We start from the raw sequence: 14,542 nt of genomic DNA on the forward strand, positions 1-14,542 counted from the left end.
AATTTGCCTGTCTCCGTTACTGGAGTGAACATACCAAAAACAGGCAATTACACAATTTTAATTACAGTCTCAATCAAGCTGCTATACCAACACTCTAACGTGATACTCATTAATTCGCTCTATCGTTATATCCAGCAGGAGCGTCAGGCCGGCGGAGACCTGTATCAGCAACTCCCTCATCGGGGAAAACAGTATAACTATCATACCGACCAGACCCCGCGTGGCCCTATTCCCAACCGTGTTGGCATTGAGCAACGGCCTGCTGAAGCTGACCTCAAACAGCAGCCTGGCCACTTCGAAATTGATACCATTTTTGGCAAAGACCAGAAGTCATTCCTGCTGACGGTGGTCGATAAAGCCGTCAAGATGGTCATTATTCGCACGCTGCCCAACAAGCGCGCAGAGACTGTGGTAGCGGCTTTCAGGGACATCGTCGCCAATACTTTCTGCGAGTTTAAAACCCTGACTGCCGACAACGGTTCTGAATTCGCCCAGCACGAGCAGATTACGGAAATCACGGGTGCGCCGGTCTACTTTGCCCGCCCTTATCATTCCTGGGAGCGTGGGTTGAATGAACATACCCACGGGCTGAAACAGCGTTTTTACCCCAAGGGAACAGACTTCAATCAGGTCACCCATCGCAAGGTTGCTGCACTTGAACACCAGCTCAACACGCGAGGAAGAAAATCACTGGGCTATCGCACGCCGAATGAGATATTTTTAACGCACTTACAGGCGGCATAAAGCCCTACCATTTTGTTGCATTTAGACTGGGAATGGCGCGTGGGACTTTCGCCATAGCATACGCCGCTACTGCTGTACCTCGCCGGATTGCACCCATTCCTGATTTTTCTGTCATAGTTGCAAATCAAAAGGCTGCAGCACTGTTATATCTCTGACCTAAAGGTATAAAATAGATCCGCTTATGATATAGTTATTCCGTCGTGCCAGAACAATGCTGATAATAGTGTAATTCGGAGAATCTTGAAAATATTGCGCTGATTGATATTGATCTGGGTAAAAAATATTCCACAGCCGTTCTCAGGGTCACCACTGGAAAGCGGTTTTCCGTAAAAATACTCCAAACTAAAACTATTTGAATTTCTGACGCCATGCCCGGTAACAGTCATCATGATGGAGTCTATCGGTGACGCTCACTTTCTGGTGTACAAATTGACCGAACAGGGGGGTATCCCAAAAAGCTAATATTGCCACAGTTTGTTCGTCCGTACGTCAAAATTAATAAAAATGATTTCATTGATGCTGAAACAATCTGTAAAGCGGCATCACAACCTTCAATGCATATTTGTTCAGTCCAGAACAAAGCCCCAGCAGGTAATACATGTCTTGCGCAGGGTTAGAGAGCTCTTCATGTTTTTTACTGGCGCTGAGTGTTAGCCACCGGAAAGAACTCACGTTGATAACGCGCTTTGCTGAAATTTTTGGGGATAACAAATTTTTACCGTACCTCGCAAAGTTACGGCACGGTAAAATCTACGTAAACATTATGTATTACCTTCTTGAGCAACTTAAATATTTGGAGTATCAACTATAAATATCGCTGGACGTAGGACGTAGATACAGCAGTCCTGCGTTTACTGCTGATCCCCAGTGTCGGCCCTCCCTCTTACCGCAAATTTGATTTCTGCGTAGTTACGCGATGGGAAAATAGTACAGGAGCCGCAGGGATTTTGCCACTTCAGTATAGCAAAGAAAGACGAATCAACTTGTTGGTATAAGTAAGCAGGACTGGACAATAAACTGTCAAGGATTTATTGAGCTACGACAAAAGGAGAAGGGTCTTTGAAATTTATTAATAACCGGTTATTAATATATTACTTTTTTATAAATTTCACATCTAGTTTCGCGTATACTGAACATTGATGATACGAATGATCAAACAGCCTGATGATAAACCTGTGATTAGGAATAACTGATTAAAGGCAACCCGATTTTTAAGGTTTATGTGGTGCGGAACTCGTCGAGGCGCGCACATCTAACCTATTTTGACACTGAATAGCTTCATGCAAACCAATAATTTCTTCGGCATATCAGTGTAGAAAAAACGGAAGTGATCATAGATATCTAACTATCAATACTTCTTTTTTATGGGCATGCCTTTCATTACTTAAAAGGAAAGAAAGTTTCGTTGACGAAATATTCCTTTGCGGTAGCACGCCTACGGCGTGAACTAAGACTCTATTAGAGAGCGACTTTCATCAATAATCGTAACTCGCTATCATCCCGCGTATGCACATACCTCGGCCCGTGAAATTTATCTTTCAGATTGATGAGGGATGGGGCCTATTACTCGCTAAACATAGCAAATACTATCTCCGAATAGACTAAATTCGTCATCGTGCAGTGGCTTGCCGAGCAACAGCACATCCTGCCCGACTGCGACTGGCAAAATATTACCTTTACCATACCCATTTGCTTTAGTCCTTCGTCAACAACAACAACTGGCCACTGCTGAACGACCTGTTTCGCTAGGCCCGAAAGCAGGGCAGGGTGTCAAGGTCGGTATTATCTGTGCACTGCATGCCTATCGCCGCCAGCTGAATCAGCCCCCCGCACATCCACGTTTCCGTTACCCGCAGCAGCCTCGACGTCAAACGAGGCATCTGGCACACCCTGTTTATTTAAGAAGAAGCACCTGGAGGAAATATAGTGCCGTATCGTTATGCACCTACTTCGGCCAGTTATGACCATTTCAATCCCGAGTCATGACATGACTGGGCCATATCCGTGATAAGCACCAGTGCAGCACTATCTACATTAACAGTACCGGCGCCTAGGAAGTACATTTTGCCAATAACAGCCGTGGTGTCTGGCGCAGCGTAAAATACTAGGCAGCTACCTGAAACGCTCTCCAGTGGTGGCATCAAAGCTACGTCATTATCGTTGAGGTGTCATAGTTCATCAGTACTACGATCACCGCACGTAGCAGCACCACAACCAAAAAATCACACAGGAGGAGATGCTGCAGCACTACACATCAGGCAACATCATAAATTATCTGCTCAAGACAGTTGCTAACCATCACTATATTGAACACTAAATTAAAAACTTCATCTATTTATATTTTTAGGTAATTATACAAATTCAAGGTTAAACCTTATTGAAGGCATTATATCGTATTGCAAATAAATTCCATTCAGATTTAAATCAAAGTGACTCGATAACAAATACTAATCAGAAGTAGGGCAGGGGGAGATAGATTTAAGGTTTAATTGACAATCTTTTTTAAAGAAATATTTCGTTAACGAAATATTTTCACAGCTATTGCACTTTAAATGCCAAGTACTGTAGTGTTTTAGAAAGAATTGCTCAATATCAATATTATTTGGTTTATGGTGATATTTCGAGGGGTTAATTTATAATAATTAAAACCATTTATTAACATGTAGGATCTCATTTGTTATTTTTTATTACTATCTTCCACAGCGTTAATCATAGATTTAATTAAAATGCTTAATTAGTTTCTATCTGTAAATACCTATCTTGATGAAGTTTCGTACTATTGAGTAACTCTACAATATTATCATCACTTTCTGAAACTAATAGACGAGTAGTCAGCAGAGCGCCAGAACTAAAATCATCGCCACTAATTTATGAAATATTGAGATAATGGAATAGTAGGAAATATCAAAAACCATTTATTATTAAACTAGTATATATCATCAAATAAAATAGAATCAAAAGTATGTTCAATGAATATTGAACCTTGTTGCGTCAAATCAGTGGCAGTACTCATGAAAAAAATTTAATAATGCATTTTCAAAATACCACGCCGACACTTTAGACTTTTCATAGCTAGACTCACTAATATATATAATATTCAGCTCATTCAAAAAATCCGTTATCGATCAAGATTAAATTCATAACACAAAAAGTCTAAAGAATATTCTGAGATACGATCGAACATCATTCTAAAAAAAAGCATACCAGCTAATAGTCAGATATTAGTGTTGCATGCACATCACCTAAATAATAAAACTCATTTCAAAAGGGTTAACTTTTGATGAAGGTATACAGTTACGTCAAGACCAGTAGAAATATACGAACATAGTTAAATACGTTAAGTATCATCAGTTACCCATCATCGGGGCACAATGTACCATCTGAAAGATCATCTGAAAGATCATCTGAATTACTTAATACCATACTATCACTCAGAGAAGAACGGTTAATAACTGTTTCTTTTACGAAACCACAAACAGGAACAGTTATCTGATGTACACCATACTTAACATTTTGAACAACACCTGAAGCTCCCCTTTTAAGCAAAATAACAGAGTTTGGTTGGGCTTCTATTTCATTAATGACGTGCTTATATTTTGCGACAGTTTGCCGGGTTAGTGTTGTTAACTTGGAAATAGTTGATAGCCGTAATTTATCCCCTCGTCCAAGGAGGTGGCGACATGCTAATCGGATCTTAGATTCCGTTTGTGACTGACGCTTTTCATGAGTACGTTTTGCAGATAATCTTTGTCGTTCATACAGAGGCAGGGAAGGGGCTAGTGACATTGCTCCTCGATGGCAGCGGGAACAACCGGTATAGTTATCCCACGTCCAGCGAGCCACACTCTTTACAGTCGCCTTAACCTGAGACACCGTTAAATTAGCGTGGAATCCCCGACGTATAAAATTATTGTGATTATGAGCAAATGCATCGAGTCTTCTAATAAAGTTCGTGTAGGAGCTTGTATCGCGCATTGTTGCAACGATGGAGTATGCATAGAAACGTAACTCTTCAAAAATAGTACAGTGCCTGGAATGAGCAACTGCATCCATATTAGGGCCAGTACCCCAACGAGTCGCAACCAGCTCAACACTTTCTGCCAGTTCTCCAAGCTCATACTCTTTGTTGTGGATTTCGGTAGTAGCCCACCACGGATGCCCAGGCGTTTTAGCCACAGGGCCACTATAGGCCTCATCAGCGTCCATTTTCTGCGCCATAGCGCTATAGATGGCTTTCATATACTGAATAGGCTTAGCATGAGCATGTTCGGAGGTACAAACAGGAACTACAGCGTAGTAGAGGTGAGCATGGCCATTACGGCGATTACGAACAATTAGATTAGGCGCTGGCAACCCCACATCATCCCAAATATTGGCATTGGTATGATCTAGGTCGAAAATGAGCCATGAAACCATGCCGGTTCGATTAACCTGCATATAAGGATATCTAATAGCATAGTGAGCAGGACGCACTAAAGCCGCCGTTTTATTATCACTACAGCGGGGCAGATAAGGTGCTTCCGTTAAAATACGGTTGAGTGCAGTTCCTGGTTGATTAAACCTTAACTGAATCTCCGCATTAACGTATGAGCGCATTACTGTAGCCATAAAGATACTGGCCACAAAAACACGGCTTTTGAGTTGCAACTAAACGCAACTAGAGCGTCTCGATGCAAAATAATCGTTTTTTTATTAATCATACTGTTTTTTGGGCGAACAAATCCTTGCAGGCAGTCGCGACAAACAGTAAGATGGAGACCTATTCGATGTTGGTCAGTTCTTACTTACAGCGTTTGTTTGTTGCGGACTGTCTAGCTACAAGGCCTCATGTTGGCGCATGAGGCCTTTGTTTTATTTGTTAGTTACCCTTTTATCTCAACTTTGACGTGTTTAAGTTCTCCGGCCCTGTTCTTCAGGGAAGCGAGTGCGTGGGTGAAATCTTTCCAACGGCGTGGGGTTTTAGAACGAGTCGTGATTGGAAGTTCATCACCAAACACTGTTCTAAGGTTTACAATTATGCGATGTTGATCATCAGTAAGATCTTTTTCAATGATCACTCTTTCGATTGTTCCCGCTTTCGCGAGTTCAGCGAAAACACTGAGTTGCATGTTGTCTCCTCCCTTCACGAATCGTTGCTGATATACCATTATCAGTATACAATCACTCATACGCAAGCGTTTTCGGATCATTCCTGAATCATTTTCGATCGACAACAACGGGGGTATTTTTATGCAAAATTTAGCTTTTCACCTCCTTGTCTCAATTCGTCCTCGTCCCGCCACGATCCCTGCTGAAAATCATTAATCTGCCAAGCTGATGGCTCGTAAGCATTGACTAATTGTATGATGAAACGGTGAGTAAACTTATCGATCAAACTCAATAAAAAGTCGCAGCTTTATTTTCTTTATATCTATTTATCGCCTGCGTTACACAACATCTGCACGCTTAATCTGAAATCATAATCTTTTGATGTGCCAATACGTTAGAATAGGCTCTCGACTGTTAAGCTACGCAACGCTACCTATCTGCAGGATATAATAAACTCCCGTGGGTTGTTCCAATCCTGTTCTATACAGATTTTATGATATGGGCACTAGCACTGATGAGTGACTTCCGGCAACTATCTATCCTGCGAATATTTACTCAGCTTTAACTGCTTGTTGCAATATTTATTGCTGTTAACTCAGGTATTAACCGGATTGTAAAACCAATTAGAGGACGGTAGCCTTACTGATTGAAAAATTCCCTTCTCGTTGATTAAAAGGAGCCGGTTAATCATGGCTGCGCAAATTAATAATATCTACATACTATTTCCATTCATGCCACAACCACACGAATCATTCCAAAACTACCACTGATACGGGTAGTCATGTTGTGTGACGGTGAATTTTTCAGTTATTAGTGCAATGCAATTAATGATTTTAATATTGTTAAGTTTTTTAGACGTCAGCAAAAATAGAAAAGAATCGGCACTCAATCATCAAAGCGAACTCAACGATATATTGCCATCTATTTATTCTAATGGACATGATTATGAAAGTTTCAATATTTAAAAGTCTTTATTTTCAGGTGGTAGCTGCAATTGCATTAGGCGTATTGTTAGGACGCTTTTATCCATATCTCGCTATAGAGATGAAACCTCTGGGAGATGGATTTGTTAAACTCATTAAAATGATTATTGCCCCCGTGATTTTCTGCACCGTCGTAACCGGAATAGCGGGTATGGAGAATATGAAGGCCGTTGGCCGTACCGGGGCAATAGCACTGCTCTATTTTGAAATAGTCAGCACCATTGCATTATTCATTGGTTTGTTGATGGTTAACGTCGCGCAACCCGGTGTTGGTATGAATATTGACCCGACAACACTGGATCCAAAAGCGGTTGCGCTATATGTCGAACAAGCCTCACAACAAGGGCTTGTCCCCTTCTTGCTGGATATCATCCCCGGTAGTGTTGTGGGGGCATTCGCCAGTGGTAATATTTTGCAAGTATTGCTATTTGCCATTCTATTTGGATTTTCTTTGCATCGTTTGGCAGAGAAAGGTCAGTTAATCTTTAATGTTATCGGGAGTTTCTCTCATGTTATCTTTGGTATTATCAATATTATTATGCGCCTAGCACCTATTGGTGCTTTCGGTGCAATAGCCTTTACTATCGGTAAATATGGCGTAAGTAGCCTGATGCAATTGGGTCAGTTGATCATTTGCTTCTATGTTACCTGTATCCTATTTGTGGTTGTGGTGCTAGGTTCTATTGCTAAATTTAATGGTTTTAATATATTCAAATTTATCCGCTATATAAAAGAAGAACTCCTGATCGTATTGGGAACATCCTCTTCCGAATCTGTCTTACCACGTATGTTGAACAAGATGGAGAAAGCAGGATGCCAGAAATCCGTGGTGGGATTAGTTATCCCGACGGGTTACTCCTTTAATCTGGACGGTACCTCTATTTATCTGACCATGGCAATAGTATTTATCGCACAGGCGACCAACACGCATATGGATTTAATTCATCAGATAACATTATTGGCAGTGCTGTTGATCTCCTCAAAAGGGGCTGCCGGAGTAACCGGTAGTGGCTTTATTGTATTAGCCGCAACCATTTCTGCCGTTGGCTATTTGCCATTGGCTGGGTTAGCGCTGATCCTGGGGGTTGATCGCTTTATGTCAGAAGCGAGGGCTCTGACCAATCTGGTGGGTAACGGGGTTGCCACTATAGTAGTCGCCAAATGGTGTAACCAATTGGATAACGACCAATTACAGGCCGCGTTATCAAACCAAACACCACCTGATAGTGAAATAGGAAAGGGGATCTCTTCCTCCTGATAGGTCTCTAGTAAAAAACCGGGCTCATAATGGGCTATACCGCCGAATTCCACCAGATTTAGACCGGCACTACTGATAAAGAACTGATGGCATTAACGCAGAAATATCTGGGGTTTTACCGTTATGCACTGATAATGGAAACCGCATTTGAACAGGAGAGCCAAAAAACATCTCGGTCTTATGACGGACTGCCGGAATTATCTGAGACGCATAAGAAAGTCATGGAGAAAATACTGATCACGGCCAGCCATGCTGGAACAAGGATATCTGGCTTATCAGGAAACGCCCTTGCGGTATTTGATGGACAGGTAACTCAACTAGAGCTGTCATTCGATTCATGGTTTGGTATGTATCCTGAATCAATTCATGTGCTTGACTGGTTTCATATTACGATGCGGCTGACGGTGCTCATGCAATATGCAAAGGGACTGCAGGCATCAGATCCGGATACGGGTAGTAAGGTTTCGGCGCTTCTGGAAAGCAGTAAACGATACCTCTGGCATGGCAATGTAGTCGCTGCACTGGAGCATATTGATGATTGCGTGTAATACTACGGTGAACTCACATTCCAATTAATTTTCGTCCAGGTAACATGCCGTTATGTTCATCAGACGGAGAAGTAAAATGCCTAAACACTATACCCCTGAGTGTAAAATACACCACCTTGAGGCATGGCGGGCCAGCGGGCTGACTCGCCGTCAGTACTGTCAATCTCAGGGGATCAGTGAGGGGACCTTCAAGCACTGGCCTTCCCAAACAAAAAATAAATATAATCCCTCTCCCGGACTGCCCTCCGTCCTCCCGGTTCAGATAGCACGACCTTTACCGATTGATTCGTTGACCGACCCGGTCATGCTTTACCTCCCCGGGGGCTGCAGAGTGGCCTGCCAACCCGCTCAACTGGGTGATGTCTTCAAGGCCCTCAACTATGCTCAAGCCTGAACACCTGTTCCTGGCCGTCAAACCCGTCGATATGCGCCGCGGGATCGACACACTGACGCAATACGTCCAAGAGACCCTCAACGCATCCTGGCACGAGGGGGCCGCCTTCGTCTTTGCCAACAAACCGAAAACGCGCATCAAGGTGCTCCGCTGGGATAAGCACGGGGTCTGGCTCTGTGCCCGGCGCCTGCACCAGGGGCACTTCATCTGGCCCCGAGCAAACGACATCGCGTGGTCTTTGACCCCAGACCAGTTTGAATGGCTGATCACGGGGATTGACTGGCAAAAAATGCACGGTCACGACCTGTCTCGCTGGGTGCACCCGCCAGAAAATAAATCGGGCTCGTCTCAGTAAAATAAAACACCTTACCCACTGATAATAAATGGATATCCATGCTGTTGCGGGTATAATGGACAGCATGGATATCTCCGCTCTCTCGACCACAAATGACATCGACCAACTTCGCACTCTGGCTTTTACCATGGTGCAGTCACTCATGGCTCGAGATGCACTTATCCAGGAAAAAGAGCACCGTATCCGGTTGCTTGAAGAAGCATTGATGTTGGCGCGTCAACAGCGCTTCGGACGAAAAGGTGAAGCCCTCTCTGGGCTACAGCGTTCACTCTTTGAAGAAGACACTGACGCCGATATTGCCGCCGCTCAAACCCAGTTGGACGCTCTATTACCCAAAGACCGGTCAGATGAGGCTGAAAAGCGTTCAACGCCCGTCCGCAAACCGCTGGCAGAACACCTCCCTCATGTTGAGAAAGTGATGGCTCCCACATCAGACCACTGCCCTGATTGTGGGCATACGCTGCGCTTCATGCGTGATGAAATCAGCGAGCGGTTAGATTATATTCCGGCCCGCTTTGTCGTTAATCGTTATATCCGCCCCCAATACAGCTGTGATGGTTGTCAGACTGTGGTCTCTGCTTCCCTGCCTGCGACTCTCATCCCCAAAGGGCTACCTGAGGTCGGATTGGTCACACAGGTTGTGGTCAGCAAATACCGGGATTACCAACCGCTCTATCGTCAACACCCCATCTTTACCCGCAGTGGTGTGGACATCCCTGTCAGTACGCTGGCCGGTTGGGTCGGTACTGCGGGTGTTGCACTGGAGCCACTGGTTGCATTGATGCGTCTGGAATTGCTGAAAAGAACGGTGTTACATGCCGATGAAACTCCGCTGCTGATACTGGATGCCAAACAGGGGGGCAAAGCCCGCAAAGGTTATCTGTGGGCCTACGTCAGTGGGGAAAAGACGGGACCCGCCATCGTCTGCTTCGACAGCCAACCCGGGCGAGCAGCGAAATATCCACAAGCGTACCTGAGCGGCTGGCGTGGTAATCTGGTGAGCGACGGCTACGCCGCCTATCATCCCCTGAACAATGGGGGTGAAGTCGTCAACGTGGCCTGCTGGGCGCATGTGCGGCGGGGCTTTGCGGACCTGTTCAAAGCGAATCAGGATCCGCGTGCAGAAACAGCCTTGAAGATGATTGGCCAGCTTTATAAGTTGGAAAAGAGTATCCGACACCGACCGGTCGATAAAATTCGGCAGTGGCGACAACGGTACTCGAAGCCCAGGCTGGAGGCCTTGTGGGTCTGGCTGGCGTGCCAGGTTAAAGCTTGTGCGCCGGGTTCGGCGTTATATAAAGCTATCCAATATGCGCTGAATCACAAAATCGCACTTTGCCGGTTCGTGGATGATGGCGAATTACCGCTGGACAACAACCGGTGTGAGCGCGCCATCAGGCCAGTGGTGATGGGGCGGTCGAACGGGCTGTTTGCGGGGTCATTGGCGGCGGGTCAACGCGCAGCCAACATCATGAGTCTGCTGGAAACCGCGCGGCTGAACGGTCTGGAGCCGTACGCGTGGTTGAAATCGGTGCTGACGCGTTTACCGGAATGGCCGGAAGAACGGCTGTACGAACTGTTACCCTTCGCAGAAAACACCTTCACGGACTAACCGATTCTGTGTCATGCAGAACCAACCTCTTACGTCAATGTGAGTTCACCGTAGTATTACACACTTTTTCATGCTCTCGAGGACGGAGGGCAGTCCGGGGGGATTATATTTATTTTTTATCTGGGAAGGCCAGTGCTTGAAGGTCCCCTCGCTGATCCCCTGAGATTGACAGTACTGACGGCGAGTCAGCCCGCTGGCCCGCCATGCCTCAAGGTGGTATATTTTACACTCAGGGGTATAGTGTTTAGGCATTTTACTTCTCCGTCTGATGAACATAACGGCATGTTACCCAGACGAAAATTAATTGGAATGTGAGTTCACCGTAGTATTACTAATCTATTATACTTAAGCTAAATTTAAGCTCAGTCGGCATCAAAAGCATCCAACTGCCCCACGGTTAGCATACAGGTAGCTTAAGGAGAATGAATGAAGACTTATTTAATCCCCATTATCCTGATATTGCTGGCTATTATAGGGCTTATATATGCTTTTTATATGTCAGGATGGTTAATACAATTGTGCAAAGATATCTGCCCATATATAGACTAACCCACCGCCAGTCCATCGAGCTGGAAAAATATATTGTCTCGCTAAAGTGGGAGAGATAACCGGTAACTTGCGTCACCGGATATCCTGGTGTGGCTTACTTCACTTTGTGGTTCGGGTTGCCCTGTGCCGATGGCGAAGCTTCATTCCGCAGTCTCTCGTCATGCTTCACGCCATCGTCGGTGGCTTTGTGTGATTTCCCCTTCTCCGATGCCACGTCATGTTTCACCGCCATGTCGTCAGATTGCATCGCCACCGGGTGGGTCACCTTTTGTCCGTGGGCGCTGTCAGCCGCCACGCCCACGAAAGACGTCAACCCCAGTGCCAGTACTGATACCGCTAATAGTGTTTTCATCATCATAGTCATCCTCACTGTTGATTGTATTCCCCCGACAAAAGACCTGAAGACCCCTTGTCGGGGGGGACGGTTCGTCAGAAGATAACCTTCACGCCCAACATCACCGCCGTGTCACTGTAGCCTTTGTCGCCAATTTGCTGGCTCACATTGCCCCACAGGTTCACCCGTTTGTTCAACTGACCTTCAACCCCGGTTTTCAGCTCGGCAATGTTGCCCGCACCGGCCTGCGTCACCGTCACGCCGTCCATCTGTGTGCCGAAGTCTTCGGTGTTGTGCACCCAGTTCGCCTCGATAAACGGCTGGAATACCCGGTCTTTGCCTTTGTCCTGGGCACTGGACCCGTTCATAAAGGCTTTCACCCCCAGACGCGTCTGGATATTGCCATCGCCTTTGCCCGACACCTGCGTGCCATTGGCTTCTTTATGTTCATCGGCTTTCACGCCCATCCAGGTCACCTGCGCCTGTGGCTGGATAAAGACCTTCGCATTCTTGGCCGCATTCTCACCCACCTTCAGGGTGTAGCCACTTTCCACCGAGGCGGTCACCCCTTTAGATTGGTAATGCTCACTCGCCAGACCCTGACCGCTCACGCTGTTGTCAAACCAGCTGTATTGCGCCCAGCCATCGACATACAGGCCCGTCTGGTCGGCGTCATTCGCCTGCCAGGTACCGTACATCCCCAGGCTGTAGCCGTCCACCGACGCATCCGCCCGGTAACCGGTCACCCGCGAATCGGTTTTGCTCTGGCTGTTGCCGTACCCGCCCATCACCCCGAGGTGAAAGCGGCTCTGGTCCGTCGTCCACTGCGCGATATCCCCGCCCAGTTGCATCACATAGCGGTTGCTCTGGGTGCCCAGTTGGTCACGGCTGTCACGGAAACGGTTATGCCCGCCTTCGTTACGCAGCCACAGGCTGGTGACCTTCTGCTCCCCGGTCAGGGCATCAATGTATTGGGTTTCCCCCAACCGGTCGTGCAGGCGGGTGGCAAACAGGGTATTGGCCGCCGCCAGGTTGGCGATATAGCCGCTGGCTTCCGGCCGCTCTATCGGCACCACCGGATTGACCGGGTCGTCAGGGTTGACGGGGTCTACCGGGTCTACCGGGTCTACCGGGTCGGGTGGTGTCGGGTCTACCGGGTCCGGTGACAGGCTGCTACTCAGCACCCAGTTATTGGTCTGAGCACCGGCACCGCGACCGAGGAAGTAATCATAGGCCCCAGCCACAATACGCCCAACTTGGGTAAATACCCCCTCAGAAGTACCCGCCACTGTGATTAACTCAATACCGTTAAGGGTCTGACCGCCACCACCCAGCGTGTTGTTCACCTGAACACGGGTGGTCCCGGAAGTGTTCCCCTCAACAACCAACTGGTCGGTCACGGAGTTATCCTCCCCCAGGACGGTATTCATCTGGAGGAGTCCGTTGTTGCCAATGTAATCACCAGTGAGGGTCAGGATATTGCCACCGCTGCCGCCGAAGTTAACCACCCCGGCATGATTGAGTGACGCGAGGGTTTGACGGTAACCATCAAGGTCCAGTGTTCCCCCCGCCTCAGTGAGGTAATGCGAGGCGGTGCTGAATACCTGGTCGCCCCCCGCTTTGAGGGTCCCGCCCTTAACGGTGGTGTCGCCGGTGTAGCTATAGGTGCGGTCGGCAGACAACAGCAGGGTATGCGGGCTGTTTTGCGTCAGGCTGCCAGTCCCCCCCAGATTGAAATCCAGGGTATAATCGGCACTGCGCTGGAAGACCAGCTCACTCTGGTTTTGCAAGGCCTCTGTTGTGTCACCATGAAAATGAATGTCACCGGTACCATTCACCACCGTCTGGCCGGTCAATACGCCGCCTATTTCAACCATTAAAACGCCACCACTATTAATAGTGGTGTTGTTGGCAATCCCGCCATTATCGACAGTCTGGCTCCCACCATAAATGGTGGTGCCGTTGGCGGTGCCACCGGAACGGACCTTCTGCCATCCCATAGTAAGGGTGGTGCTGTTGGCGATGCCTCCATTATTGACATGCTGAGTTCCATTCTGAAAAAACGCGCGGTTGGCGGTACCACCACTATTGACAATCTGCTCTCCTTCATAGACGTAGGTGCCGTTGGCGGTACCGCCATCATTGACATTCTGAGTCCCACCATCACTAATGGTGGTGCCGTTGGCGGTACCGCCATCATTGACAATCTGCTCTCCACCACTGATGGTGGTGCCGTTGGTGGTTCCTCCAGCCTCGACAGTCTGCCCCCCATAATTAATGATAGTGTCGTTGGCCGTGCCGCCAGTATGAACCCGCTGATTTTCGCCCTCATTCAAGACTTCTCCCTCCACCACGACCCCCTCTCCGGAAACATCCTCTGTGTATGCAAATACCGACGGGGCAACGGAAAAGCTGCAGGCAAGAACAATAGCCCGCCTGCAGCGGGAGCTAAGTCTCTGCTGGAGTGTGATTTTCCTTTACCATCATAACTTACTCTAATCTATGTACATTCCTTGTCCAGCAAGTATCCTCTTTCAGATTGATATTGACTGGTGTCAGTTATTCGATAATCACTGCAAACCATCCCCTAATAACCTAACTGGCCATCGACAATGTGATTGCCAGTGTCTTGTGGGACATCCGTAGGGGTTTTAACTGGATAGAAGTTGTATTTGAA

General features: G+C 46.9%; 10 protein-coding genes and 1 pseudogene. 6 read left to right on the top strand and 5 right to left on the bottom strand.

Translation table 11 applies throughout. From position 1 onward, the window contains the following. Window positions 1-3 precede the first annotated feature (3 nt). Window positions 4-744: an IS30 family transposase gene (locus tag A6J66_000160; protein PNM27164.1), complete on the top strand. Its 741-nt coding sequence runs from the start codon at window positions 4-6 to the stop codon at window positions 742-744. A 3,351-nt stretch (window positions 745-4,095) separates the two neighbouring features. On the opposite strand, the gene A6J66_000165 is transcribed toward A6J66_000160, so the two are convergent. Next, window positions 4,096-5,340, bottom strand: a complete 1,245-nt coding sequence (locus A6J66_000165) for a replication protein A (protein PNM27165.1) — start codon at window positions 5,338-5,340, stop codon at window positions 4,096-4,098. A gap of 266 nt (window positions 5,341-5,606) precedes the next feature. Then, window positions 5,607-5,912 (bottom strand): hypothetical protein, encoded by a 306-nt coding sequence (locus A6J66_000170; GenBank protein PNM27166.1) that lies wholly within the window; start codon window positions 5,910-5,912, stop codon window positions 5,607-5,609. An 865-nt stretch (window positions 5,913-6,777) separates the two neighbouring features. Between A6J66_000170 and A6J66_000175 the strand changes: the two genes are divergently transcribed. The 5 genes and pseudogenes from A6J66_000175 to A6J66_000195 all read left to right on the top strand — a co-directional run bounded on the left by A6J66_000175 (window position 6,778) and on the right by A6J66_000195 (window position 10,982). Continuing rightward, window positions 6,778-8,073, top strand: a complete 1,296-nt coding sequence (locus A6J66_000175) for a dicarboxylate/amino acid:cation symporter (protein PNM27167.1) — start codon at window positions 6,778-6,780, stop codon at window positions 8,071-8,073. 341 nt (window positions 8,074-8,414) lie between these two features. Then, window positions 8,415-8,618, top strand: a pseudogene (locus tag A6J66_000180) (ISKra4 family transposase). Window positions 8,619-8,697: 79 nt separating this feature from the next. Further along, complete coding sequence (locus tag A6J66_000185; GenBank protein ID PNM27168.1) at window positions 8,698-9,015, top strand: IS66 family insertion sequence hypothetical protein; 318 nt, start codon at window positions 8,698-8,700, stop codon at window positions 9,013-9,015. Next, a complete protein-coding gene (locus A6J66_000190) occupies window positions 9,002-9,370 on the top strand; it encodes an IS66 family insertion sequence hypothetical protein (GenBank protein ID PNM27169.1) in 369 nt (122 codons plus the stop codon). Before A6J66_000185 ends, A6J66_000190 begins: the two co-directional genes overlap by 14 nt. A gap of 28 nt (window positions 9,371-9,398) precedes the next feature. Further along, on the top strand, window positions 9,399-10,982 hold the full coding sequence (locus A6J66_000195; GenBank protein ID PNM27170.1) for an IS66 family transposase: 1,584 nt from the start codon (window positions 9,399-9,401) through the stop codon (window positions 10,980-10,982). A gap of 45 nt (window positions 10,983-11,027) precedes the next feature. On the opposite strand, the gene A6J66_000200 is transcribed toward A6J66_000195, so the two are convergent. From A6J66_000200 to A6J66_000210, 3 genes are all read right to left on the bottom strand, one after another. Then, window positions 11,028-11,234 (bottom strand): hypothetical protein, encoded by a 207-nt coding sequence (locus A6J66_000200; GenBank protein ID PNM27171.1) that lies wholly within the window; start codon window positions 11,232-11,234, stop codon window positions 11,028-11,030. 391 nt (window positions 11,235-11,625) lie between these two features. Next, window positions 11,626-11,886, bottom strand: coding sequence for a hypothetical protein (locus A6J66_000205; protein PNM27172.1), 261 nt, complete (start codon window positions 11,884-11,886; stop codon window positions 11,626-11,628). 74 nt (window positions 11,887-11,960) lie between these two features. Then, window positions 11,961-14,219, bottom strand: a complete 2,259-nt coding sequence (locus tag A6J66_000210) for an autotransporter outer membrane beta-barrel domain-containing protein (GenBank protein ID PNM27173.1) — start codon at window positions 14,217-14,219, stop codon at window positions 11,961-11,963. Between the last annotated feature and the right edge of the window lie 323 nt (window positions 14,220-14,542).

This window comes from Yersinia enterocolitica (assembly GCA_002082245.2).
In the GTDB taxonomy this organism is placed as follows: Bacteria; Pseudomonadota; Gammaproteobacteria; order Enterobacterales; family Enterobacteriaceae; genus Yersinia; species Yersinia enterocolitica_E.

Coding starts and splice junctions, on each gene's coding strand:
- A6J66_000175 (PNM27167.1), top strand. CDS start 6,778: ATGAAAGTTTCAATATTTAAAAGTCTTTATTTTCAGGTGGTAGCTGCA.
- A6J66_000190 (PNM27169.1), top strand. CDS start 9,002: ATGCTCAAGCCTGAACACCTGTTCCTGGCCGTCAAACCCGTCGATATG.
- A6J66_000205 (PNM27172.1), bottom strand. CDS start 11,886: ATGATGAAAACACTATTAGCGGTATCAGTACTGGCACTGGGGTTGACG.
- A6J66_000185 (PNM27168.1), top strand. CDS start 8,698: ATGCCTAAACACTATACCCCTGAGTGTAAAATACACCACCTTGAGGCA.
- A6J66_000195 (PNM27170.1), top strand. CDS start 9,399: ATGGATATCCATGCTGTTGCGGGTATAATGGACAGCATGGATATCTCC.
- A6J66_000200 (PNM27171.1), bottom strand. CDS start 11,234: ATGCCTAAACACTATACCCCTGAGTGTAAAATATACCACCTTGAGGCA.
- A6J66_000165 (PNM27165.1), bottom strand. CDS start 5,340: ATGCGCTCATACGTTAATGCGGAGATTCAGTTAAGGTTTAATCAACCA.
- A6J66_000170 (PNM27166.1), bottom strand. CDS start 5,912: ATGAGTGATTGTATACTGATAATGGTATATCAGCAACGATTCGTGAAG.